Here is a 22,450-nt window from a genome sequence, read left to right as displayed (position 1 = left end):
TTCATGTTAATAAATACTTTATTGATATTTTTTATAACATTTTTAGGATATTCAGAATGGCTTCTAGGAACGAGTTTTTTACAAAGACCAATAATTTTGGGACCCTTGGTTGGGTTAGTTCTAGGAGATGTTACGCAAGGAATTATCATGGGTGCAACTTTGGAATTGGCAATGGTTGGAGCAGTTTCAGTTGGAGCCTATAATCCTCCTGATTTGATTGCTGGAACGGTTCTAGGAGTGTCATTAGCAATTCAATCTCACGCAGGACCTGCAGCTGCCTTAACCTTGGGAATTCCGGTTGCAACTATTATGTTGGCAATGAACACAGCTTTTGGTCAGCCAGTTATGTTGTTATTAATTCATAGAATTGATAAGAACGCGGCTGAGGCCAACACCAAAGCAATGACTCGAAATATGTTATTAGCAGGTTGGGCTCAGAACTGGTGTGGGATTGTATTCATTCCATTAGCATTTTATTTCGGATCGGCATTTGTAACAAAACTGCTAGGAAATATTCCTGACTTTATACAAACAGGTATGAACATTGCCGCAGGATTACTTCCAGCTCTTGGATTTGCAATGTTGGCCCAAATGATTATGAATAAAAAGGTTGCGGCTTTCTTCTTTATTGGATTCTTTATTGTCGCTTACGGTGGCATTAGTACAACAGGAGTTGCAATTTTTGCAACACTTGTAGCGATTGTAATGTATATATTCATTGATAAGCCAATGCAAAAAAAGACAATTATTGCTGAAAATACAGCAAATACTACGGAAGAAGGTGGATTTGATGAGTTTTAGTTTAAAACCAAATTATAAAAATATTTTAAATAAAAAAGATCTGCAAAAATTATTCTGGCGTAGTATTCCGTTTGAACATTCTTGGAATTACGAACGTATGGGAAATGTTGGATTTTCGTGGGCTTTAATGCCAATTTTGAAAAAATTGTATCCCGATAAGAAAGACTTTTCAAAAGCATTAACAAGGCATCTTGAACTGTATAATGTTACACCGTATATTTCTACTCTTCCATTATCCATTGCAGCGGCCATGGAAGAAACCAATGCTAGTGACGAAAACTTCAGTGAAGAATCTATTTCCGCAGTTAAGTTGGCAATGATGGGACCTTTATCTGGAATTGGTGATGCATTCTACTGGGGAACATTAAGAATTTTGGCTACGGGAATCGGTACAAGCTTGGCTTTACAAGGGAATATTTTAGGACCAATTTTATTCTTCCTAGTATTCAATGTTCCTCATTACTTAATTCGTTATTATGGAACTTTCTTAGGATATGGATTGGGATCAAATGTTATTAGTGAAGTTCAGAATTCTGGTGTCATGGATACTATTACTAAATACGCTACTATTATCGGAATGATGGTAGTAGGGGCCATGTCAAAAGAAATGGTGTCGATAGACTTTGTTACCAAAATCGGAATTGGAAAAGATACCAGTACTGTTCAATCGCTACTTGATGGTATCTTTCCAGGGCTTGCTACATTGGCACTGTTTGGATTGATGTATTGGCTGCTCAAAAAGAAAATGAATCCACTTCTAATAATGTTGCTGATTCTTATTTTAAGTATCGGTGCAGCATACTTCAAAATATTAGGTGCATAAAGAAATAATAAACAAACTAAAGGAGATTTTAAAATGACTTTGATGAAAAAATTTGATGTAGAAAAATATCTAGAGAGTGGCAAAAAAACTTACGCACAACGAAAAAATATTGAGGAGTTAGCAGATAAGCTATCCAAAAAAGACTTTGACAATATTATTATGATTGGTATTGGTGGTACTTGGATGGAATGGTATCCAGTCGCAATGTACTTACGCCATCTTGCAGATTTTCCTGTCTATTTGGAAAACGCGGCAGAATTTGTTATTAGAGAAGATCTTGATTATCTCTCAGAAAAATCATTAGTACTTACTGCTTCAGCTTCAGGAGATACAAAAGAAATTCTTGATGCAGTCAAATTTGTTAATGCAAAAGGAATAGACGTATATGGCTTTACTAAAGATGACACAACACCACTAGACAAATTACTCAAAGAAGATATCTATAATCCAATGGGTGACTGTGAGGATTCATATCTTATGTATTTCATGCTAGCACTTCGTATTTACAAAAACTGGGGTTACTTTAATGATTATGATCGTTGGGCCGACCAGATGAAAAATCTTCATTCAAATCTTCTTCGTTTCCGAGAAGAATTTGAACCTAGAGGAACTGAAATTGCTAAGAAATACTATAATGCTCCTTTGACAATGATTGTGGGGTCAGGAATGACTTGGGGTGAAACTTCACTTTTCTCAATGTGTATCTTAGAAGAAATGCAATGGGTTAGAACTCGTCCAGTCACTTCAGCAGAATTCTTCCATGGGGCCATTGAACTTGTGGATGATACCTTACCGGTATTTTTAGTTCTAGGAGAAGATGAATATCGCCCAATGGATGAACGTGTAGAAAGATTTGCTAAAGAACATACTAATAAGTTCGAAGCCTTCGACACAAAAGATTTTGTATTCGAAGGAATTGATGATGACTTTCGTCGAATCTGTTCACCAATGATTGTTACAGCGATTTTAACTGATCGTTTAGCTACTTTATATTCATTGAACACAGGACATGATTTAGATTTCCGTCGTTACTATCGTCAATTTGCATACTAATTTAACCAAATAAAAAAACCGACATAATTGTCGGTTTTTTTATTATATATTTTTATTTAGAACTTGAAACGTAGTCTGAAAGAACATCTTTCAAGTCTTTATCCTTAATTGATACATCAGCTTTCTTAAGCACTTTAGCAATAACGTTTTGCATTACGCTTGAGTTTGATGCCCAACTAGCATAAATTTCTTTTTTCAATTCTTTAATGTGATCTTTCTTTTCACCCTTAGCAGGTTTCTTAACAAGTTTGATTACGTGGTAACCGTATGATGACTTGATAGGTGTCTTGGTGTAGTCGCCTTCTTTTTCAAGTTTGAAAGCACCCTCTCTGAAGTTAGTATCAATAGAAGTATCAGAGTTGTTGAAAGCTGGCATCTTACCACCGTTAGCTTTTGTACCGTTATCTTGTGATTCTTTCTTAGCTAAGTCTTCGAAGTTAGCCCCACCGTCAAGTTGTTTAACAATGTCTTTAGCTTTGTCTTCACTGTCTACTAAGATATGTTCAACAGTAATTTTTGGTGTGTATTTCTTCCATTGTTTATCAATGTCAGAATCACTGATTTTCTTAATATCTTTAAGAGCTACTTGTGTAAGTAGGTTAGTTTTGATACTTCTCTTAAATGATTTTGTTGTCATACCATTTTGAGCAAGAATTTGGGCAAATTGAGCACCGTATTGTTTCTTGTATGTATCGTATTGTTTATTAACCTTCTTGTCGGAAACTTTATCTCCATATTCACTTTCTAAAGCTTTAGAAATGATTAATTGTTGTAAAGTTTGCTTTCCAGTTGAAGAAGCTTTCATTTCATCATAATATTCATCTTTAGTAACTTTGCCACCTTTAAGAGTTGCAACTGTCTGGCTACCACAACCAGCAACTACAGCTACCATCAATAGAGCAGCAACACTAAGAACTATTTTTTTGAATTTCTTGTTCATATAAACACATCCTATTCTTGATTCATATTAATAGACTTCGAATCACAATTTTTAGATTACCATAAAAAAGATACTTTTATAAGATTTATAAGAAAAAAGATGAAAATTTCATTAATTGTTAATATTCTCTTGTAAGTCTTCGAGATCTTCTTGAAGCGCCGCAACTTGAGGTTTAATTTCTTCCATATAACCATTAACATCAGCTGAAATACCTTGAACAACTTGAGGTAGGGTTGTTGAAAGTTCATTTTTCAAAGTAATTAAATTATCTTTTGTATCTAAGATATTATTTTTAATTCTGTTGGCACTTTCAGAGATTGACTCTTCATTATTTTGAATTAGGGCGGCGGCAACACCGACGATTGAACCTAAAGCTAAACCAGTTATAAATTTCATGAATTAATCCTCCAAATTAGTTTTAATTTTATCAGCAATTTCTTGTAGTTGATCAATTGAATACTTATCAGTATTGTCAGCCCAAGTCATTGAGAAACCATCGTCATTAGAGTAACGAGGAACTAAATGAATGTGAGTGTGCATAACTGATTGATAAGCTAGGGCACCATTATTTTGACAAATATTCATGCCTTTAATTTCTGGATTTGATTTTTTAACGGCTCTAGCAATTTTAGGAATTCTTGAAAAAATTGTTGCTGCCATTTCATCATCATATTCAAAAATGTTTTCTACGTGATCTTTTAGAATTACTAACGTGTGACCAGGTGTAACTTGAGAAATATCTAAGAATGCTTTAACACTATCATCTTCATAGACAGTGGTGCTAGGAATTTCGCCTTTAATTATTTTACAAAACACACAATTACTATCATAATTAGCCATTGAGATTTTCTCCTTTATATAAAAGCATATTTGCTATTTTCATGCTATCATAAAGCTAATCATATTTACAGAAAACGAGAGTATTCACATGACTTTAGAAATAACAAATCTTAGTGGTGGTTATGGACCTCTGCAAGTATTAAAAAAAGAAACATTTACGGTTAATAATGGTGAAGTAGTTGGATTAATCGGACTTAATGGTGCGGGAAAATCTACCACAATTAAACATATTATTGGCTTACTGCAAGCTCGTAGTGGAGAAATTAAAATTGATGGTGGACAATTAAAAGATGATATTGAAGGATATCGTAAGAAGATTGCCTATGTTCCTGAATCACCAATTCTATATCCAGAATTAACTTTAAAAGAACATATTGAATTAACAATCATGGCTTATGGCCTTGATGAGAATAAGACATGGGAAAAAGCTCATCATTTATTAGAAAAATTTCGCTTGAGTAATAAGCTAGATTGGTTTCCTGAGAATTTTTCTAAGGGAATGAAACAAAAAGTAATGATTGTTTGTGCTTTCATGAGAGATGCTAGTGTTTTCATTATTGACGAGCCTTTTACGGGATTAGACCCAATTGCTGTGCATGACTTGCTGGAATTAATTGAAGAAAAGAAAAATCAAGGTTCAGCAGTTTTAATGTCTACTCATATTTTGATTACAGCTCAAGAAAACGCCGATCGTTTTGTCTTAATTAATGATGGACAAGTTGTTTCTCAAGGAACCATAGAACAACTACGTGAGAACTTCCAAATGCCTGATGCCAGTTTGGACGATATTTATTTAGAAATGACCAAGGAGGCAGTTAAGTAATGAACCTCCTTTTTAAAGAGCGTTTAAAAAGACATCAGACGAGCCAGTTAAAATATTTAAGATTAATCTTTAATGATCAATTTGTAATTGCTTTGATTTTTTTGATTGGATCTTTGGGTTTTTGGTATTCTAATTTTCTAGAAACACTCACTAATTCATTTTGGTGGGCTAAGATTGTTGTTGCCTTGATTGCTACAATTTTAGTTTCTGTAGGACATTTAGCAACCTTACTGGAGAATGCTGACAGTACTTTCTTGCTAGCCAAAGAAGCTCAGATGAATGAGTATTTAAAAAGTGCTAAGAAGTATAGTCTAATCTTTCCTGTTGTGTTTTTGGTAGTATCACTATTTATTATGTATCCATTTGCCAACATCGCTGCCGAGATGAAAATGGTCGACTACTTAATTTTTGCCAGTTCAATTATCGTTATTAAAGTAGCAATGATTGAAATTGAAGCGTTAGAGCTGTTTTCTAGCAAGAGCTATCGCTATTTAATCTTAGGACTAGTTTTTGCTATCGAAGTTTTGGCATTGTACACCAGTATTTATGGAGCATTATTGGTTGCAGCTGCTCTTTTAATCGCAGTTATGTTGCAATCAACAACCGGAAAATTATTTAACTGGTATAAAGCAATCAAAAAAGAAGATGCTCGTTCTTTTAATGTAAAGAAATTCTATAATCTCTTTACAGATGTTCCTGGATTATCGAATAAGATAGTACGTCGTAAATATCTTGATTTCATAGTTAATCGAGTTAAGTTAATTCATCAAAACACGTACTTGTATATTTATAGTCGTGGATTTGTTCGTAATAATGAATATATTGGCTTATTCTTTAGATTAGTGGTAATTCAAACAGCCATTCTTTTCTTTGTTAAGAATGTGTACTTGTCGGCAGCCATTGGTGGATTATTTATCTATTTAGTAGGGTTCCAACTCAAGCCATTCTATAAGCAATATGCTAATAATTTAATGCAAAAAATTTATCCAATTGTTAATTTGAACAAAACAAAAGATTTTCAAAAGTTAGTTATTACCGTTTTAACAATTCAATGGATTATTAGTTTAGTACCTATTTTTTATATTTATGGATCAACTCTTTATTCTTTAGTTGTCGCCGGGGTTGAATTATTGGTAGAATTAATCTTTGGATTTATTCTCTTGCCAAGAGATTTAAAAAAAATAGATGAATAGGATTTATTAACATGAGACTCAGAAACAAACCTTGGGCTAAGGAATTAATTGAAGCCAATCCGCAATTAATCATGACTGATCCTACTGATATGATTAATAAGTGGCAATCACGTTTTGAAAAGAATCAGCCCATAGCTTTAGAAATTGGCTCCGGAAAAGGGCAGTTCATTATTGGCATGGCACAAAAATATCCCGATATTAATTTTATCGGGATGGAAGTTCAAGAAGCAGCTATTGTCTTGATATTACAAAAACAATTAGAATTAAAGTTGCCAAATCTACAGTTGCTGTTAGCTAATGGACGTAACTTAAGTGAATATTTTGGCGAAGGCGAAGTTGATAAATTATATTTAAACTTTTCTGATCCATGGCCAAAAACTCGTCATGAAAAAAGAAGATTAACTTATCAAAGTTTTTTACAACAATATCAACAAGTTGTTAAAGAAAAAGGATTTTTACAATTCAAAACTGATAATCAAGGATTATTCGAGTATTCATTAACTAGTTTGAATAACTATGGAATGAAGTTCGATCAAGTAAGTCTTGATCTACATAGCAATGATGAATTAATGGTTGATAATGTTGAAACAGAATATGAACAAAAATTCACAAAAAAAGGGCAGAGAATATATTATCTCAATGCCCAATTTGATTAACTTGCTTTTTTAAGGTCTAATAGTTCGCCGGATAAAGCATCAGCGAGGAAGTGATACTGAACGATGTTATCACCGCTGATGACGTTGATTCCGCCAACTAAACAGAATTTGTTGCGACCATCAACGTTGACTCTTTGATACATTGGTTCACTCCATGAACTGATTACTTCGATGTCATCACCAAGTTCGGATTCAATAAAGGAAATGACTTTTTGGCTGTCAGATTTATGTTTAAAATAAACTGCGGTAACTGAAGCAGCGACAAGTGTTGTTGTAAAGGCTAAAGTTGTAAGAAGTTTCTTTCTCATTATGATCACCTACTTTTATTTGATTATGGTTTTATTCTACCTTAGAAAAAGTTATAAGTAATCTAAATTGACCTTAATTTATTAAAAAAGTAATATATTGTCGTGGAGGTTATAGATTATGAAACAGTTTAACGAATATAATGAAAAAGATTTAAATAAAGTGGTTGGTGAAAAACGTGTAATGCTATTTTTCACTGCCGATTGGTGCTCTGATTGCCGTTTTATCAAACCAAGAATGCCAGAAGTAGAAGCAGAGAACAGTGACTTTACTTGGATTGAAGTTGATCGTGATGACAATATGGATATTGCTCGTGATTTGAGAATCATGGGAATTCCTAGTTTTGTTGCCTTTGATCAAGGAAAAGAAATTGGTCGTTTGGTAAATAAAGATCGTAAAACTAAAGAAGAAGTGCAAGCTTTTATTGATACTCTTCCTAAATAAACTAAAAAGGTTGTAATAATATGTTATTAAGCTTTTTCAATCCCCAAACTTTGGGAGATGTTTTATTAATTACTGTCAGAGAAGATAGTCAAAATCAAGCATCACAAACTAATGGCAATGTAACTCGATTATTCGATGAAAAAACTAACGAGTTGATTGGGTTTAATATTTTTGACGTTGCTGATGAATTGAATTTAGAAACTGCTGGACAGGTTTTGTTGAACGAAGAACAGGTATCTAAACTAAATGAAATTATCAAAAACAATGGGTTTGACGATGAATTAGTTGTTGATGAAAAACCAAAATTTGTCGTAGGGCACGTTGATGAAATCAGTGAACATCCTGATTCAGATCACTTGCATATTACTAAGATAAATGTTGGTGAGTCTGAAGATCTTCAGATTGTCTGTGGTGCTCCTAATATCGATCAAGGACAAAATGTGGTCGTGGCAATTGCTGGAGCTGTGATGCCTACTGGTAAGATTATCTGGCCGGGACAACTTCGTGGTGTTGATAGTTTTGGAATGGTTTGTTCGGCAAAGGAACTAGGCTTACCCAATGCTCCAAAAGAGCGTGGTATTTTAGTTTTAGATGAGAATCAAGAAGTCGGTTCGGCTTTTAACTTTAATAAATAAGGATAAGAATATGGCAAATAAAACTTTTCATTTCGTTGGTATAAAAGGAACTGGGATGAGTGCTTTGGCACTTGTACTTAATGATTTAGGCTATACAGTTCAGGGTTCTGACATTGATAAATACACTTTTACACAAAGAGACCTTGAAAAAGCCGGAATTAAGATTTTTCCTTTTGCTGCTGAAAATATTCAACAAGGATTGACTGTTATTGAAGGAAACGCCTTCGATAATACCAATGTTGAAATTCAAACAGCTCTTGATAAAAATATTAAAGTAGTTAGATATACCGACTTTTTGGGAAGCTTATTAACCAACTATATTTCAATCGGAATTGCTGGATCGCACGGAAAAACCAGTACAACTGGATTAATGTCACATATTTTAAGTGGTATTGAAAAAACTTCATATTTGATTGGTGATGGAACTGGTAAAGGAATTAAGGATTCAAAATATTTTGTGTTTGAAGCTGACGAATATCGTCGCCATTTCCTTTCATATAGTCCTAACTATCTAGTGATTACTAATATTGATTATGATCATCCTGACTACTATACAGGGATCGATGATGTTATTGATGCTTTTGAATCAGAAGCTAGAAAAGTTCAAAACGCCATCTTTGCTTGGGGTGATGATCCTTATATCAAAAAAATTAAAGCCGATGTTCCAATTTATTATTATGGATTAAAAGACACTGATGATTTCCAAGCGGTAAATATTACGCGAACAACTAATGGCTCATCATTTGATGTTTTACATAAAGGTGAAAAGATTGGGACATTCGAAATTCCAATCTTTGGTGAACATAATATTTTGAATTCTTTAGCTGTAATTGGAGTTAGTTACTTAGAAGATGTTTCAATGGAAAAAGTTAATGAAGAACTAAAGACTTTCCATGGAGTAAAAAGACGTTTCAGTGAAAAGAAAGTTTCTGATGTGGTTGTAATTGATGACTATGCTCACCATCCTCAAGAAATCAAAGCTACTTTAGATGCTGCTCGTCAAAAATATCCTGACAAACAAGTGGTAGCAGTTTTCCAACCACATACTTATACCAGAACCTTGGCACTAATGGATGACTTCGCTAAGAGTTTGGATTTAGCCGACAAAGTTTATTTAACTGATATTTTTGGTTCAATTAGAGAACAACAAGGAAACATTACTAGTGTCGATCTCGGCAACAAGATTCATAAGGGTGGAGAAATTCTTAAGTTAGAAGATATGTCACCTTTACTTGACTATGACAACGCTGTAATGGTCTTTATGGGTGCCGGCGATGTCCAAAAATATGAAATTGAATATGAACGACTATTAAGTAGTTCAATTCCAAATAATCAGTAATTAGAAAAAAGAAGTAGACATATTCCGTCACTTCTTTTTTATTTTTGTTAGAATTAAGATATTAAATATTTAGAGGTTAAATAATGGCAAAAAATAAATTGGTATTGGTAGATGGAAATAGTGTGGCTTTTCGAGCATTCTTTGCCATGTACAATGTTTTAGACAAATTCGTAAACGGAGAAGGACTTCATACAAACGCCATTTACGCGTTCAATAATATGTTGGAGTCAATTCTAAAAAGTGAACAACCAACTCATATGTTGGTGGCTTTTGATGCTGGAAAAACAACTTTCCGTACCGAAATGTTCGATGATTATAAAGGAACACGTTCCAAAACCCCTTCAGAATTGATGGAACAATTGCCATATATTAATCAATTATTAGCTGCTCGAGGTATCAAAACTTACGAATTAGCTAACTATGAAGCCGATGATATTATTGGGACTCTGTCCAAACAAGGTGGCAGTGATTTTGAAACAGTCATTGTAACTGGAGATAAAGATTTAACTCAATTAGCTACTGATGATGTAACTGTCGCAGTAACTATTAAAGGTGTTTCTGAGATTGAAAAATACACTCCAGATCACGTCTTGGAAAAATTAGGAGTTACTCCTAAACAAATTATTGATATTAAAGGTTTGATGGGTGATACTGCCGATAATTATCCGGGAGTTGAAAAAGTTGGCGAAAAGACTGCGATTAAGTTAATTGATCAATATGGCTCAATTGAGAATCTTTATGAACATGTTGATGAAATGAAAGCAAGTAAGTTAAAAGAACATTTGATTAATGATAAAGACAAAGCTTCCATGAGCAAGAAATTAGCCACTATTAATACCGATGCACCAATTGAAATTTCGATTAATGATTTGGACTATCATGGCGATAATCATGATGAATTGGTCAAATTCTATCAAGAAATGAATTTCAAATCGTTTCTTTCAAGAATGAATGTAGCTGCTGAAAACGGTGAAGAAGAAAAACAACAACCTGTAACTAAAGCATCATTTAATGTATTGAATGATAAAAATATTAGTGAAGTTTTGGCTGATAAAACTGTTGACACAGTTCACATTGAAGTCTTTGGTGATAACTATCATTTAGATCCAGTGGTAGCAGTTGGACTTGGTTCAGAAAACGAATTTTATGTTAGTGACGATGTTGGTCTGTTAGCCAATCCTGACTTTAAGCAATGGTTAGAAAATGAAGATATCAAGAAAAATGTTTTTGATATTAAAAAAACCATTGTTGCCTTGAAAAAGAGTGGCATTGATTTTACCGGCGGTGTGTATGACACATTATTAGCTGCATATTTATTGGATAAGAGTGATAATCAAACCGACTTTGGAATTATCGCCAATAATTGCGGATTAGGTTATGTACCTACAGAAGAAGATTTCTATGGTAAAGGTGCTAAAAAAGCACTGCCAAGTGAAGCAAAAGAGTTACAACAATTCGTGGCAAATAAGTTAAAGGCTATTTCAGAGCTCAAAAAACAATTCCTAGACACATTAAAAGATAACTCTCAAGATAGCCTATTTGATGAAATTGAGTTACCTTTGGCCAAAGTTTTGGCAAGTATGGAGATTGAAGGAATCACTGTTGATGCACCAACACTTCTTAAGATGAAAGATGAACTTGAAGTTCGCTTACAAGAAATTGAAAAAGAAATTTATCAAGAAGCGGGTGAAGAGTTCAATATTAATTCGCCTAAGCAATTAGGTGTAGTCTTATTCGACCATATGGGCTTGAAACCTATTAAAAAGACTAAGACAGGATACTCAACATCTGTTGAAGTCTTGGAACAATTAGAGCACGTTTCACCTGTTGCTAGGGATGTCTTGAGATATCGTCAGATTGCTAAAATTCAATCAACTTATGTTACTGGTTTGTTGAAAGTTATCCAACCTGATAACAAGGTTCATACTCGATACGTACAAACTTTAACGCAAACTGGACGTTTGTCGTCAGTGGACCCCAACTTACAAAATATTCCAGTCCGTATTGACGAAGGGAAAAAGATTCGTAAGGCTTTCTTGCCAGCGCATGACGATTGGCAAATATTCTCATCTGACTATTCACAAGTTGAATTACGTGTCTTAGCTCATATTTCTGGTGATCAGAATATGCAGCAAGCCTTTAAAGAAAACTATGATATTCATGCTCATACTGCGATGAATATCTTTGGTCTCGATTCAGTTGATGATGTAACTCCTGATATGAGAAGAAAGGCTAAAGCTACTAACTTCGGTATTGTTTATGGAATTAGTGATTATGGTTTGGCTAAGAATATTGGAATTACTAGAAAAGAGGCAAGTGAATTCATCAGTGCTTACTTTGAACAATATCCAGATGTTAAAAAATATATGAATGACATGATTGATTTTGCGGAACAAAATGGCTACGTTGAGACTTTAATGCATCGTCGCCGTTATCTACCAGATATTCATGCTAAGAACTTTAATATCCGTTCATTTGCTCAAAGAACTGCCATGAATACACCGATTCAAGGAAGTGCGGCGGATATCATCAAGGTTGCGATGATTAACATGCAAAAAGTTTTGAAAGAAAATGGTTTAAAAACCAAAATGCTATTACAAGTACACGATGAGTTAATCTTCGAAGCTCCAAATTCTGAAATTGAAATTTTGGAAGAACTAGTACCAAAGACTATGGATTCAGCTATTAAATTAGATGTGCCATTGAAAGTAGAAACATCATACGGTAAGAGTTGGTATGATGCCAAATAAGTAAAGTAGGTGAGAAAATGCCTGAAATGCCAGAAGTAGAAACAGTTCGTCGCGGACTTGTAGAATTAGTAAAAGGCAAGACAATTGAACATGTTGAAGTTCGTTATGCACCAATTATTGACGATGACTCTCAAATGTTTCAAACCTTATTAAGTGATGCCAAAATTATTGATATTAGAAGAAGAGCTAAGTTCTTGATTTTTGATTTTGACAATGGTTATTCGATGATTAGCCATTTACGTATGGAAGGTAAATATCAAGTTAGAGATAACATTGATGACTTTGATAAGCATGTTCACATCATTTTTCACTTTACTGATGGTTCAATGCTAGGATATCGTGATGTTCGTAAATTTGGTCGGATGAAGTTAGTCAAGACGTCAGAAGTATTGGCAAACAAATCATTAACTAAATTGGGACCAGAACCATTATCACCAGAGTTTAATTTTGAAAATATTTATCCACGAATTATGCGACATAAGAAAAGTATTAAGACGGTCTTGTTAGATCAAAGTGTTGTTTCTGGACTAGGCAATATTTATGTGGACGAAGTGCTGTGGATGAGTAAAATCCATCCTGAAACAAGTGCTAATAAACTTACCAAAAAAGATGTTCAAAATATCATTGATGCTTCAAATGAAGAAATCAAAACAGCCATTGAAGCTGGAGGAACAACAATCAGATCTTATGTTGATTCCCGAGGTAATTCCGGAACTTTCCAATTAATGCTTCATGCCTACGATCAAGAAGGACAACCTTGTGAACGTTGTCAGACAATAATTGAGAAAATCAAGGTTGGTGGTAGAGGAACTCACTTCTGTCCTAACTGCCAAAAACTGGTGAAGTAAATGGCAAGAGTATTTGGCATTACTGGTGGTATCGCCACTGGAAAATCTTATGTAAGCAATATTTTGAAAAAACAGGGATATACCGTGTATGATGCTGATCAGATAGCTCACACAGTAGGCAACCAGCCGGAAGTCTTAGCTAAGATAACTGAAGAATTTGGTGATGACGCCAATAATAATGGACAGCTTAATCGTTCGTACATTGGAAAAATAGTTTTTAACGACAGTGAAAAACTCGAACGATTGAATAACATCATCCAACCTCCGATTTTAAAAAAAGTTCTGCAAATTATTAGAGAGATTCAGTCTGATAAAACGAAAGAACTTTGTTTTATGGAAGTTCCTTTATTGTTTGAAGAAGGATACGAAAAATATTTTGACGGAACAATTGTAGTTTCTGCCGATAGGAAGACTCAACTTCATAGGTTAATACAACGAGACCAAATCACCGAAGATTTCGCAAAAAGTAAAATTGCTAAACAGATGTCATTGAGTGAAAAAAGACAAAAAGCAGATTTTGTAATCGACAATTCCGAGGGACGAAATGTCAATCGACAAGTTGTGGATTTGTTGGAAGAGCTTAAGACAAATTTATAGTTGATTTCTTGATTATTCATTGTGTTGTATAATAATAAAAAAGTGAAGTAGGAGAAGCTTATGATTTGTCCACATTGTCATAAAAATTCATCCCGAGTAATCGACAGTCGTCCAAGTGACGAAGGGCGTGCTATTCGTAGACGTCGAGAATGCGAAAACTGTGGTTTTAGATTTACCACATTTGAAAAAATTGAAGAATCACCACTTCTAGTAATCAAAAAGAATGGCGATCGTGAAGAGTTTAGCCGCGATAAATTATTACGTGGTTTAGTCAGAGCTGCTGAAAAACGCCCAATTTCAATTGACCAAATGAGAGATGTTGTTAGTCAAGTTGAAAACGAATTGCGTGCGCTCGGTGAAAGTGAAATCCGTTCTCAAGAAATTGGTGAACACGTTATGCAAAAACTAGCCAAAATTGATGATGTTACTTACATTCGTTTTGCTAGTGTATATCGTGAATTCAAAGATATGAATGTCTTCATGCAAGAAGTTAAAGACATGATGACTAATGGTGGTAATGCCAAAAAAGATTCAAATAAAGAATGAGGGAATAGTTAATGGGTGATGCGTCTATTAATCCACTAGCTGGGTTTTGGATTTTAAAAAACTTTCAACTTAGTGACGTTCAAACAAAAGAATTAATTGACTTATATCAACCAATTGTTGGGCCAGTGGGAATTGGCCTTTATTTGTTGTTGAATAATGAAGCTGAACAGCAACAATTGATTTCTGAACGTCAAAACCATGCTCACTTGCTGGGATTACTGGATTGTGATGCACCTAATTTTTATTCTGCTCGAATCAAATTAGAAGCACTTGGCTTAATTAAGACCTATCAAAAAGAAGACCAATTAGGACAATACTTCATTTATGAATTATTAAGTTCAATTTCGGCGGTTGATTTTTTCAACGACAGTTTGTTAAGTGTATTGCTATTAGAAAAAATTGGTCAATCTGATTTTAAAAAACTCAGTGAAAAATATGAGAATCAAAGTAATGTACTTCAAAATTCAGAAGACATCACCAAAACATTTTTAGAAGTTTTTGAAGTTGGTAAGAATGAGCTTTTAGAGACTCCTGAAGTTATTAAAGAAGCTCAGGCTAAAATGACAGTTCCTAAGAAAAATAAGCCTCAAATCAAAAATGTAGAAAATGTTTTTGATTGGACATTTCTTGCTCAGTTAGTTACTCAATATGGGATAACTCAACAAGAAATTGAGAAAAAAGAAGATCAACTTTATGAATTACAAGTATTCTATGGACTTGATGAATTAGAGTTATCAATGTTGATTGCCAAGGCAGTAAATACTATTGATAATACGATTGATGTAAAAAAAGTTGCTCGTGCTGCTCAACAAAAATATGAAAACAGCACCAATATTACTCAAAGAGCGGTGGTAAATACTAACGCTGGGCAATCTGACAATCCAATAATTAATAAAGCAAATGAATTAATTCCAAGTGAATTTTTAGCATATAAAAAAAGACAATCTAATGGATTTGTTGGTTCAAGTGAAACTAGAGTTCTAAGAAATCTACAAAATCGTCATATCTTACCAAACTCGGTAATTAATATTTTGATTGATTATGTATTGCAAAACTCACCAACTCTAGCACAAGGACTGGTTGAAACAGTTGCTAATGATTGGTCGCAAAATAAAGTTGCTACCCCAGAAGATGCTCTGAAACGAATAAATGATTTTAATAGTGGAAGAAGTAATAATCGCAAAAATAACGGCAATAAACGAGTTGAACAAGGAACTGACTGGAGCAAAGTCAATCAAGAAAATGAAGTAAACGATGACGATTCAATTGCATTAATTGAAGAAGCAAATGAACGCTTAAGAAAATTACATGAAGCCAATCAAACAGGAGATAACTCATGAAAAATCTAGGTGACGAATTAAAAAATCAAATGGCTCAAAGAAATTGGCAAGCACAATATCAAGAATTAATTGGTGATGCAATTAATGATAGTGAAGTGAAGGCCTTCTTGAGTGAGCATGCCGAAGAGATAAAAGATGAGAACTTGAATCGTAGTGCCGCTCGAATTTATGAGTTCGTTGAAGAAAAGAAAAAAATTCAAAATGGACATGATTCATTTGCTAAAGGATATATTCCACATCTAACAATTAATCATGAGACGGTTGATGTGGTTTATGAACCAAGTAAGCAAAAATTGGCCAATGAAGCCGTTAGTCAATTTAAGCAAAACTTCAAATTGATTGATTTGCCAGCAGATATCAGAGAAGCAAGTTTAGCCGATTATCCTAATCGCGATACTAAAGGGCGTGCTAAGGCATATGCCGCTGCTAATAAATTTCTCGAGAGTTATCTTGCTAAAAAAGAATTTGCACCAGGACTTTATTTATCAGGTAATTTTGGAGTTGGTAAAACCTATTTATTAGGAGCTATTGCTAACGAATTAGCTCAACAAAATGTCGGAGTTACCATGGTTCATTTCCCATCATTTGCAGTTGATATGAAATCTTCAATTGGCGATAATTCAGTCCTAGATAAGATTGAACGCTTAAAGAAAGTTCCGGTCTTGATGATTGATGATATTGGAGCTGATTCGGTATCTGTTTGGATTCGTGATGAAGTTCTAGGAGTTATTTTGCAATATCGTATGCAAGAAAAACTCACAACTTTCTTCACATCAAACTTCTCAATGAGTGATTTAGAGAAGCATTTGGCAATTTCCAAGAATAATGAAGAACCAATCAAGGCCCAACGAATCATGCAACGAATTCAATTCTTGAGTCGTGAAGTAGTTGTGGCTGGGGACAATCAAAGATTGAAGAATCAAGTTGAGTATTGATTTTTTGAATAGTACTGTTATTATATAAAACAAGAAAAGATAACAAATGATTTACACGCAGGGAGAGCAGGCATAACTGAAAGCCACTCATTAAGAATTATTTCACCACTTTTCTATAAAATTGAATAATTGGTTTAAGACCGATATCATTTTAGAGATGAAACAATCTGATTGTTTTAAAGTGGGTGGAACCGCGTAGTAAATACGTCCCTTGAGTATATGACTCAAGGGATTTTTTGTTGCAAAAATTGGAGGTATGCCAGATGGCAGATTTGGAATTAATTTTTCCTGATAATTCAAAAAGGGAATTCGATAAAGGAACAACAGTAAAACAAGTAGCGGATTCAATTAGTACTTCACTTGGTAAAAAAGCCGTTGCGGGAAGACTAAATGGAGTATTGATTGATGTTAATCGTCCTATTAATCAAAGTGGAAATATTGAAATTATGACGGATAGTGATGAAGATGCACTTGAAGTTCTTCGCAATACATCTGCCTTTCTATTTGGGTACGCAGTTAAGAAATTATTCCCTGAGGCTAGTTTAGGAGAGCATAGTTCAAATGATGACGGCTTCTTCTATGATACTGATAAAGAAGGAACACAAATTTCAGTTGATGAATTACCTAAGATTGCTGATGAAATTAATCGTTTGATTAAACAAAATGCTCCTATCGAACGTGAATTAATGGATAAGAGTGAACTCGAAAAGATTTACCAAGATGATCAATATAAGATGTTACAACTTAAGTCATTAGATGCAGTTCAAATTCCTGTGTTCAAAATGAATGATTATGTGGATTTTGGCTTCAATGCTATTCTTCCAAAAGCAAGTAATGTCAAATTCTTCAAACTTCTCTCAGTAGCTGGAGCTTACTGGCAAGGTAAATCAAGTAACCCAATGCTTCAAAGAATTTATGGAACTGCTTTTTATAAACAAGATGCTCTTGAGGCAGACCTGAAACGTCGTGAAGAAATTAAAGAGCGAGACCACAGAACCTTAGGACGTGATCTTGACTTATTCTTTGTTGATCCCGATGTTGGTGCAGGATTGCCTTACTGGATGCCAAATGGTGCCACAGTTCGCCGAGTTTTGGAAAGATATATTATTGATAAAGAAGTTGCTTGGGGATATGAACATGTTTATACACCTGTTTTGATGAACCTCAATGCTTACAAAACTTCAGGTCACTGGCAACATTATCGTGAAGATATGTTTCCACCAATGGACATGGGCGACGGCGAAATGCTTGAACTTCGTCCAATGAACTGTCCTTCACATATTCAAATTTATAAACATCACATTCGTTCTTATCGTGAATTACCGGTTAGAATTGCTGAATTGGGTATGCAGCACCGTTATGAAAAATCCGGTGCTTTGTCAGGTCTACAACGTGTTCGTGAAATGACTTTGAATGACGGACATACATTCCTAGCTTTAGATCAAGTTGAAGATGAATTTAAACGTACACTTCAATTAATGATGGAAGTGTATCGTGATTTTGATATCAACGATTATACATTCCGTTTAAGTTATCGTGATCCTAAAAACACTGACAAGTACTTTGATGACAACGAAATGTGGGATACATCTCAAGGTATGCTTAAGAAAGCTATGGATGATCTTGGACTTCAATACTATGAAGCAGAAGGTGAAGCAGCATTCTATGGTCCTAAGTTAGATGTTCAAACTAAGACTGCTTTAGGTAATGAGGAAACACTTTCAACAATTCAATTAGACTTTATGCAACCAGAACAATTTGGTTTGAGTTATGTTGGAGCTGATGGTGAAGAACATCGTCCAGTGATGGTTCATCGTGGAATTGTTTCAACAATGGAAAGATTCATTGCTTACTTGATAGAAATGTACAAAGGAGCATTCCCAACTTGGCTAGCTCCAACACAAGTAACAATTATTCCAGTTAAAGAAGAACTTCATTTAGATTATGCTGAAGAACTTAGAAAAGAAATGGCAAAATCTGGGATTAGAGTTAAGATTGATGACCGTAATGAAAAGATGGGTTACAAGATTAGAGAAGCTCAAACAAACAAAATTCCATATACAGTCGTAGTTGGTGACGAAGAAGTTAATAGTGCCCAAGTTGCCGTTCGTAAATACGGTGAGGAAGAGACTAATTCAATGGACCGTTCAATGTTCATTGATAGCATCTTATCTGATATTGAAAATTATAGTCGCGAATCCTAAGAAATTCTTGACAAGTAAACTAGTTTATTGTTTAATATAAACATTGAGATTAAGTAGAAACGCCCGTTTCTCGCCTAAGTCATTGACCTCTAGGTTTATAACAAGTTGTTATATTAACGTGGGTGTTTTTACGCCCACGTTTTTTGTTGGGTTTTTTCTAAATCACTCGGAGGTGAGTAACAATAGCAAAAGATTTGATGGTTAACGATAATATTCGTGCCCGTGAATTAAGACTGATTTCTGCAACAGGAGATCAATTGGGTGTTAAGACAAAAGCAGAAGCATTAGAACTAGCAGAAAAATCCAATTTGGACGTCGTTCTTGTTTCACCAAATGCCAAACCACCGGTTGCTCGTATCATGGACTACGGTAAATACCGTTTCGAAATGCAGAAAAAAGACCGTGAGGCACGAAAGAAACAAAAGATTGTCAACGTCAAAGAAGTTCGTGTTAGTCCTACTATTGGACAGAACGATTTCGACTTCAAATTGAAGAACGCCGTTAAATTCTTAGAGAAGGGCGACAAAGTTAAAGTATCAATCAGATTCAAAGGTCGTGCTATTACCCATAAAGAAATTGGTAAAGAAGTACTTGACCGGATGGCTGAAGCAACTAAAGATATTGCAACTGTCACTACTAAACCTAAGATGGACGGAAGAAGTATGTTCTTGATGCTCGATCCGATCAAAAAAAATTAGATTCAAAATGAAATTATTGGAGGTCATTTTTTATGCCTAAGCAAAAAACACACCGTGCTTCAGCAAAACGTTTCAAGAAAACAGCAAATGGTGGTCTTAAAAGAAGCCACGCATTTACAAGTCACCGTTTCCACGGAAAGACAGTTAAGCAACGTCGTCAACTAAGAAAATCAGCAATGGTTTCAAGTAGCGATATGAAACGTATCAAACAAATGTTGACACAAATGAAATAATACAAAAACGAAAAATTCTTAGATTTATAATAAAGAAACAATAAGGAGGGAATTACTATGCCCCGTGTTAAAGGTGGAACAGTAACTCGTAAACGTCGTAAAAAGACATTAAAATTAGCTAAAGGATACCGCGGTTCAAAACATATTCAATTTAAAGCAGCTCATACTCAAATTATGAACTCTTACCGTTATGCATTCCGTGATCGTCGTCAAAGAAAACGTGACTTCCGTAAATTATGGATTGCTCGTATTAACGCTGCAGCTCGTATGAATGACATCAGTTACAGCAAATTAATGCATGGATTAAAACTAGCAGGTGTTGATATTAACCGTAAGATGCTAGCTGACCTTGCATACACAGATGAAACAGCATTTGCAAGTTTAGTAGAAACTGCAAAAAAAGCTTTGGCTTAGTCATCAAATGTTAAACGTAATTTGGAATGCCAAATTACGTTTTTTTATTACTTATGTTATGAGGGCAATTATGGCAATTTTTAAACCAACTTATATGATTAACAATACGTTCGAATTGAATCCAGAGAAATTAAAGTTGATGGGGATCACGCATATTTTAAGCGATTTAGATAATACTTTAATACCCTGGGACTCACCTGATATTACTCCTGAGCTAAAGAGATGGGTCAGTGAACTTGAGAAATATCATATTGAGTTAGTTATTGTATCTAATAATAACTACACTCGTGTTCATAAGGCAGTAGCTTCACTTAATGTGAAGATTATTGCTCGTGCTAAAAAACCACTACCTTTTGCAATCAGAAACTTTGTGAGCATGTCTAGTGTCTCAAAGAATCGCGTGCTATTCTTAGGTGATCAGTTAATGACTGATATTATTGCTGGTAATTTAGCAGGAGTTAAGACAGTTCTGGTAAAACCACTAACTGATACTGATATGAAGAAAACTCGTGTGAATAGATTTTTCGAACGTCCTATTTTAAAATTAATACAATCAATTTACAAAACGACTTGGAAGGACAAAATCTAATTGACTAACAATCAAGATTTATACTGCATCGGCTGCGGTGCAAAGCTCCAAACAACTGATAAGACCAAAGCTGGTTATTTACCAGAGAATACTTTGAACAAATACTTGGAATCAAAAGAAGAAGAACTATATTGTCAAAGATGTTTCCGTTTGAGAAATTACAACGACATTATGGATGTTCAAATGGATGATTCCGAGTTTTTGAGTATTCTAAATAAAATCAGTGATGAAGATGCTTTAGTAGTTAATTTAATCGATATTTTTGATTACAATGGCTCAGTTATTCCTGGAATTCATCGCTTTATTGGAAATAACAAAATGATTTTGGTAGCTAATAAAGAAGACTTGTTACCTAAGTCGGTTAAACGAGATAAGCTAAAACGTTGGTTCCATCAACAAGCTGAAAAAGACGGATTAAACCCCGTAGCAGAGATTTTAATTTCTGCTAAGAAGAATACTAATGTTGATGAATTATTAGCTCTAATCAATCAATATCGTGGAAATAAAGACGTTTATATCGTCGGAACTACCAACGTTGGGAAATCGACACTAGTAAATTCCATTATTTCAATGAGTTCCAAAATTAAGAATCTGGTGACGACTTCACGTTTTCCAGGTACAACCTTAGATCGAATTGAAATTCCTTTAGATGACGGAGCAATGTTAATTGATACTCCTGGAATTATTCACAGTTATCAATTAGCTCATTTCTTGAATGAAAAAGAGCTAAAGGAAGTTACTCCAAATTCTGAAATCAAACCAAAAGTTTATCAATTAAGAGGGTTACAAACATTATTTATTGCCGGACTTTTCCGAATTGATTTCGTACAAGATGTAAAAACTAATGCGATTATTTATGCCGATAACAATCTGCTGATTCATCGGACAAAACTTGAAAATGCTGATGATTTCTATCATAAACATTTAGGTGATATCCTGACTCCACCTTATGACAAAGATAGTTTACCAGCGATGCAGATGTTTAAGTTTACTACTAAAGAAAAATCCGACATTGTTATTTCCGGTCTTGGTTGGGTAACATTACCGGCCAATGTGACGATTAAAGCATATGCACCTAAAGGTGTCGAAGTTACAATTAGAAAGGCAATCGTTTAATGAATTTTAAAACAAAACAAAGAAAATTTTTGATGAGCAAAGCGCAAACTATGAAACCAATTATGCAAATTGGTAAAATGGGATTGACCGAAACTGCTCTAGAACAATTAGTTCAGTTAATTGATAAAAGAGAGTTAATTAAGATAAGTCTTTTACAAAATACTGAAGTAACTGGTGATGAAATCACTGAAATTTTAAGAGATTTTGATCCAGCAATCAAAGTTGTTCAAGTAATTGGTAGTAAGGTGATTTTGTATAAAAAAGCTCCTAAAGAAAGTAATCGGAAGATATCAGTGGAGCTAGATAGTTTGAGATAAGAGGTTTTAT

At 34.3% G+C, this 22,450-nt stretch carries 26 protein-coding genes and 1 other annotated feature; of the genes, 22 read left to right on the top strand and 4 right to left on the bottom strand.

Annotated features, from left to right (window positions below; genetic code table 11):
* The first annotated feature begins 3 nt into the window (after nucleotides 1–3).
* The 3 genes from Q2T76_RS06080 to Q2T76_RS06070 are packed head-to-tail and all read left to right on the top strand — an operon-like array spanning nucleotide 4 to nucleotide 2,677.
* A complete protein-coding gene (locus Q2T76_RS06080) occupies nucleotides 4–801 on the top strand; it encodes a PTS sugar transporter subunit IIC (RefSeq protein WP_302084642.1) in 798 nt (265 codons plus the stop codon).
* The gene (locus tag Q2T76_RS06075; protein ID WP_302084641.1) at nucleotides 791–1,624 is read left to right on the top strand and encodes a PTS system mannose/fructose/sorbose family transporter subunit IID; all 834 of its coding nucleotides are present in this window, start codon (nucleotides 791–793) and stop codon (nucleotides 1,622–1,624) included. Before Q2T76_RS06080 ends, Q2T76_RS06075 begins: the two co-directional genes overlap by 11 nt.
* 33 nt (nucleotides 1,625–1,657) lie before the next feature.
* Nucleotides 1,658–2,677, top strand: a complete 1,020-nt coding sequence (locus Q2T76_RS06070; protein ID WP_302084640.1) for an SIS domain-containing protein — start codon at nucleotides 1,658–1,660, stop codon at nucleotides 2,675–2,677.
* A gap of 52 nt (nucleotides 2,678–2,729) precedes the next feature.
* Here the strand turns inward: Q2T76_RS06070 and Q2T76_RS06065 are convergent, their stop codons facing one another.
* The 3 genes from Q2T76_RS06065 to Q2T76_RS06055 all read right to left on the bottom strand — a co-directional run bounded on the left by Q2T76_RS06065 (nucleotide 2,730) and on the right by Q2T76_RS06055 (nucleotide 4,457).
* Complete coding sequence (locus tag Q2T76_RS06065) at nucleotides 2,730–3,617, bottom strand: peptidylprolyl isomerase PrsA (protein ID WP_302084639.1); 888 nt, start codon at nucleotides 3,615–3,617, stop codon at nucleotides 2,730–2,732.
* Between the two features lie 111 nt (nucleotides 3,618–3,728).
* A complete protein-coding gene (locus Q2T76_RS06060; RefSeq protein ID WP_302084638.1) occupies nucleotides 3,729–4,013 on the bottom strand; it encodes a YtxH domain-containing protein in 285 nt (94 codons plus the stop codon).
* Between the two features lie 3 nt (nucleotides 4,014–4,016).
* Nucleotides 4,017–4,457, bottom strand: coding sequence for an HIT family protein (locus tag Q2T76_RS06055; RefSeq protein ID WP_302084637.1), 441 nt, complete (start codon nucleotides 4,455–4,457; stop codon nucleotides 4,017–4,019).
* A gap of 88 nt (nucleotides 4,458–4,545) precedes the next feature.
* On the opposite strand from Q2T76_RS06055, the gene Q2T76_RS06050 reads away from it, so the two are divergent.
* Genes Q2T76_RS06050 through trmB form a run of 3 tightly spaced genes read left to right on the top strand, consistent with a single transcriptional unit; the run spans nucleotide 4,546 to nucleotide 7,129 of the window.
* Entirely contained in the window at nucleotides 4,546–5,280 is a 735-nt protein-coding gene (locus Q2T76_RS06050) for an ABC transporter ATP-binding protein (RefSeq protein WP_302084636.1), read from the top strand.
* Nucleotides 5,280–6,473 (top strand): ABC transporter permease, encoded by a 1,194-nt coding sequence (locus Q2T76_RS06045; protein ID WP_302084635.1) that lies wholly within the window; start codon nucleotides 5,280–5,282, stop codon nucleotides 6,471–6,473. Before Q2T76_RS06050 ends, Q2T76_RS06045 begins: the two co-directional genes overlap by 1 nt.
* Nucleotides 6,474–6,484: 11 nt before the next feature.
* Nucleotides 6,485–7,129 (top strand): tRNA (guanosine(46)-N7)-methyltransferase TrmB, encoded by a 645-nt coding sequence (trmB, locus tag Q2T76_RS06040; RefSeq protein ID WP_302084634.1) that lies wholly within the window; start codon nucleotides 6,485–6,487, stop codon nucleotides 7,127–7,129.
* Here trmB and Q2T76_RS06035 read toward each other — a convergent pair.
* Nucleotides 7,126–7,437, bottom strand: a complete 312-nt coding sequence (locus tag Q2T76_RS06035) for a hypothetical protein (protein WP_302084633.1) — start codon at nucleotides 7,435–7,437, stop codon at nucleotides 7,126–7,128. The two genes, trmB and Q2T76_RS06035, sit on opposite strands and share 4 nt — an antisense overlap.
* 118 nt (nucleotides 7,438–7,555) lie before the next feature.
* Between Q2T76_RS06035 and Q2T76_RS06030 the strand changes: the two genes are divergently transcribed.
* The 16 genes from Q2T76_RS06030 (at nucleotide 7,556) to Q2T76_RS05955 (ending at nucleotide 22,440) form a co-directional block, all read left to right on the top strand.
* The gene (locus Q2T76_RS06030; protein ID WP_302084632.1) at nucleotides 7,556–7,879 is read left to right on the top strand and encodes a thioredoxin family protein; all 324 of its coding nucleotides are present in this window, start codon (nucleotides 7,556–7,558) and stop codon (nucleotides 7,877–7,879) included.
* A 20-nt stretch (nucleotides 7,880–7,899) separates the two neighbouring features.
* On the top strand, nucleotides 7,900–8,514 hold the full coding sequence (gene ytpR / locus Q2T76_RS06025) for a YtpR family tRNA-binding protein (protein ID WP_302084631.1): 615 nt from the start codon (nucleotides 7,900–7,902) through the stop codon (nucleotides 8,512–8,514).
* Between the two features lie 10 nt (nucleotides 8,515–8,524).
* Nucleotides 8,525–9,853, top strand: a complete 1,329-nt coding sequence (gene murC, locus Q2T76_RS06020) for a UDP-N-acetylmuramate--L-alanine ligase (RefSeq protein WP_302084630.1) — start codon at nucleotides 8,525–8,527, stop codon at nucleotides 9,851–9,853.
* Between the two features lie 83 nt (nucleotides 9,854–9,936).
* The gene (polA, locus tag Q2T76_RS06015) at nucleotides 9,937–12,603 is read left to right on the top strand and encodes a DNA polymerase I (protein WP_302084629.1); all 2,667 of its coding nucleotides are present in this window, start codon (nucleotides 9,937–9,939) and stop codon (nucleotides 12,601–12,603) included.
* Between the two features lie 17 nt (nucleotides 12,604–12,620).
* Complete coding sequence (mutM, locus tag Q2T76_RS06010; RefSeq protein ID WP_302084628.1) at nucleotides 12,621–13,451, top strand: DNA-formamidopyrimidine glycosylase; 831 nt, start codon at nucleotides 12,621–12,623, stop codon at nucleotides 13,449–13,451.
* Nucleotides 13,452–14,048 (top strand): dephospho-CoA kinase, encoded by a 597-nt coding sequence (gene coaE / locus Q2T76_RS06005; RefSeq protein WP_302084627.1) that lies wholly within the window; start codon nucleotides 13,452–13,454, stop codon nucleotides 14,046–14,048.
* A 60-nt stretch (nucleotides 14,049–14,108) separates the two neighbouring features.
* Nucleotides 14,109–14,594 carry a transcriptional regulator NrdR gene (gene nrdR / locus Q2T76_RS06000; RefSeq protein WP_302084626.1) on the top strand — a complete coding sequence of 162 codons (486 nt, stop codon included), beginning with the start codon at nucleotides 14,109–14,111 and terminating at the stop codon, nucleotides 14,592–14,594.
* An 11-nt stretch (nucleotides 14,595–14,605) separates the two neighbouring features.
* Nucleotides 14,606–15,934 carry a DnaD domain protein gene (locus Q2T76_RS05995; protein ID WP_302084625.1) on the top strand — a complete coding sequence of 443 codons (1,329 nt, stop codon included), beginning with the start codon at nucleotides 14,606–14,608 and terminating at the stop codon, nucleotides 15,932–15,934.
* Nucleotides 15,931–16,869 (top strand): primosomal protein DnaI, encoded by a 939-nt coding sequence (gene dnaI, locus Q2T76_RS05990; RefSeq protein ID WP_302084624.1) that lies wholly within the window; start codon nucleotides 15,931–15,933, stop codon nucleotides 16,867–16,869. The genes Q2T76_RS05995 and dnaI overlap by 4 nt, the downstream gene beginning before the upstream one ends.
* Nucleotides 16,870–17,132: 263 nt before the next feature.
* Nucleotides 17,133–19,073: a threonine--tRNA ligase gene (thrS, locus tag Q2T76_RS05985; RefSeq protein ID WP_302084623.1), complete on the top strand. Its 1,941-nt coding sequence runs from the start codon at nucleotides 17,133–17,135 to the stop codon at nucleotides 19,071–19,073.
* Between the two features lie 45 nt (nucleotides 19,074–19,118).
* Nucleotides 19,119–19,225, top strand: a sequence feature (ribosomal protein L20 leader region).
* Between the two features lie 45 nt (nucleotides 19,226–19,270).
* Nucleotides 19,271–19,771 (top strand): translation initiation factor IF-3, encoded by a 501-nt coding sequence (gene infC / locus Q2T76_RS05980; protein WP_302084622.1) that lies wholly within the window; start codon nucleotides 19,271–19,273, stop codon nucleotides 19,769–19,771.
* 32 nt (nucleotides 19,772–19,803) lie between these two features.
* A complete protein-coding gene (rpmI, locus tag Q2T76_RS05975) occupies nucleotides 19,804–20,004 on the top strand; it encodes a 50S ribosomal protein L35 (protein ID WP_302084621.1) in 201 nt (66 codons plus the stop codon).
* A gap of 57 nt (nucleotides 20,005–20,061) precedes the next feature.
* The gene (gene rplT, locus Q2T76_RS05970) at nucleotides 20,062–20,418 is read left to right on the top strand and encodes a 50S ribosomal protein L20 (protein WP_302084620.1); all 357 of its coding nucleotides are present in this window, start codon (nucleotides 20,062–20,064) and stop codon (nucleotides 20,416–20,418) included.
* 70 nt (nucleotides 20,419–20,488) lie between these two features.
* Entirely contained in the window at nucleotides 20,489–21,007 is a 519-nt protein-coding gene (locus Q2T76_RS05965) for a YqeG family HAD IIIA-type phosphatase (RefSeq protein ID WP_302084619.1), read from the top strand.
* Nucleotides 21,008–22,123 carry a ribosome biogenesis GTPase YqeH gene (yqeH, locus tag Q2T76_RS05960; RefSeq protein WP_302084618.1) on the top strand — a complete coding sequence of 372 codons (1,116 nt, stop codon included), beginning with the start codon at nucleotides 21,008–21,010 and terminating at the stop codon, nucleotides 22,121–22,123.
* Entirely contained in the window at nucleotides 22,123–22,440 is a 318-nt protein-coding gene (locus Q2T76_RS05955; RefSeq protein WP_302084617.1) for a YhbY family RNA-binding protein, read from the top strand. Before yqeH ends, Q2T76_RS05955 begins: the two co-directional genes overlap by 1 nt.
* Nucleotides 22,441–22,450: the final 10 nt, after the last annotated feature.

The sequence above is a fragment of the Lactobacillus sp. YT155 genome (assembly GCF_030504545.1).
Lineage (GTDB): Bacteria > Bacillota > Bacilli > Lactobacillales > Lactobacillaceae > BQUT01.
Note: the sequence above shows the minus strand (reverse complement) of the source record. Positions and strands in the feature narration are given on the sequence as shown.

What these genes read in the sequence shown, in the direction of transcription:
- nrdR (WP_302084626.1), top strand. Translation starts at nt 14,109, where the DNA reads ATGATTTGTCCACATTGTCATAAAAATTCATCCCGAGTAATCGACAGT.
- mutM (WP_302084628.1), top strand. Translation starts at nt 12,621, where the DNA reads ATGCCTGAAATGCCAGAAGTAGAAACAGTTCGTCGCGGACTTGTAGAA.
- Q2T76_RS05995 (WP_302084625.1), top strand. Translation starts at nt 14,606, where the DNA reads ATGGGTGATGCGTCTATTAATCCACTAGCTGGGTTTTGGATTTTAAAA.
- infC (WP_302084622.1), top strand. Translation starts at nt 19,271, where the DNA reads ATGGTTAACGATAATATTCGTGCCCGTGAATTAAGACTGATTTCTGCA.
- Q2T76_RS06065 (WP_302084639.1), bottom strand. Translation starts at nt 3,617, where the DNA reads ATGAACAAGAAATTCAAAAAAATAGTTCTTAGTGTTGCTGCTCTATTG.
- trmB (WP_302084634.1), top strand. Translation starts at nt 6,485, where the DNA reads ATGAGACTCAGAAACAAACCTTGGGCTAAGGAATTAATTGAAGCCAAT.
- rplT (WP_302084620.1), top strand. Translation starts at nt 20,062, where the DNA reads ATGCCCCGTGTTAAAGGTGGAACAGTAACTCGTAAACGTCGTAAAAAG.
- murC (WP_302084630.1), top strand. Translation starts at nt 8,525, where the DNA reads ATGGCAAATAAAACTTTTCATTTCGTTGGTATAAAAGGAACTGGGATG.
- polA (WP_302084629.1), top strand. Translation starts at nt 9,937, where the DNA reads ATGGCAAAAAATAAATTGGTATTGGTAGATGGAAATAGTGTGGCTTTT.
- Q2T76_RS06035 (WP_302084633.1), bottom strand. Translation starts at nt 7,437, where the DNA reads ATGAGAAAGAAACTTCTTACAACTTTAGCCTTTACAACAACACTTGTC.
- Q2T76_RS05965 (WP_302084619.1), top strand. Translation starts at nt 20,489, where the DNA reads ATGGCAATTTTTAAACCAACTTATATGATTAACAATACGTTCGAATTG.
- Q2T76_RS06080 (WP_302084642.1), top strand. Translation starts at nt 4, where the DNA reads ATGTTAATAAATACTTTATTGATATTTTTTATAACATTTTTAGGATAT.
- thrS (WP_302084623.1), top strand. Translation starts at nt 17,133, where the DNA reads ATGGCAGATTTGGAATTAATTTTTCCTGATAATTCAAAAAGGGAATTC.
- Q2T76_RS06030 (WP_302084632.1), top strand. Translation starts at nt 7,556, where the DNA reads ATGAAACAGTTTAACGAATATAATGAAAAAGATTTAAATAAAGTGGTT.
- Q2T76_RS05955 (WP_302084617.1), top strand. Translation starts at nt 22,123, where the DNA reads ATGAATTTTAAAACAAAACAAAGAAAATTTTTGATGAGCAAAGCGCAA.
- dnaI (WP_302084624.1), top strand. Translation starts at nt 15,931, where the DNA reads ATGAAAAATCTAGGTGACGAATTAAAAAATCAAATGGCTCAAAGAAAT.
- coaE (WP_302084627.1), top strand. Translation starts at nt 13,452, where the DNA reads ATGGCAAGAGTATTTGGCATTACTGGTGGTATCGCCACTGGAAAATCT.
- ytpR (WP_302084631.1), top strand. Translation starts at nt 7,900, where the DNA reads ATGTTATTAAGCTTTTTCAATCCCCAAACTTTGGGAGATGTTTTATTA.
- Q2T76_RS06050 (WP_302084636.1), top strand. Translation starts at nt 4,546, where the DNA reads ATGACTTTAGAAATAACAAATCTTAGTGGTGGTTATGGACCTCTGCAA.
- Q2T76_RS06075 (WP_302084641.1), top strand. Translation starts at nt 791, where the DNA reads ATGAGTTTTAGTTTAAAACCAAATTATAAAAATATTTTAAATAAAAAA.
- Q2T76_RS06070 (WP_302084640.1), top strand. Translation starts at nt 1,658, where the DNA reads ATGACTTTGATGAAAAAATTTGATGTAGAAAAATATCTAGAGAGTGGC.
- Q2T76_RS06060 (WP_302084638.1), bottom strand. Translation starts at nt 4,013, where the DNA reads ATGAAATTTATAACTGGTTTAGCTTTAGGTTCAATCGTCGGTGTTGCC.
- Q2T76_RS06045 (WP_302084635.1), top strand. Translation starts at nt 5,280, where the DNA reads ATGAACCTCCTTTTTAAAGAGCGTTTAAAAAGACATCAGACGAGCCAG.
- Q2T76_RS06055 (WP_302084637.1), bottom strand. Translation starts at nt 4,457, where the DNA reads ATGGCTAATTATGATAGTAATTGTGTGTTTTGTAAAATAATTAAAGGC.
- rpmI (WP_302084621.1), top strand. Translation starts at nt 19,804, where the DNA reads ATGCCTAAGCAAAAAACACACCGTGCTTCAGCAAAACGTTTCAAGAAA.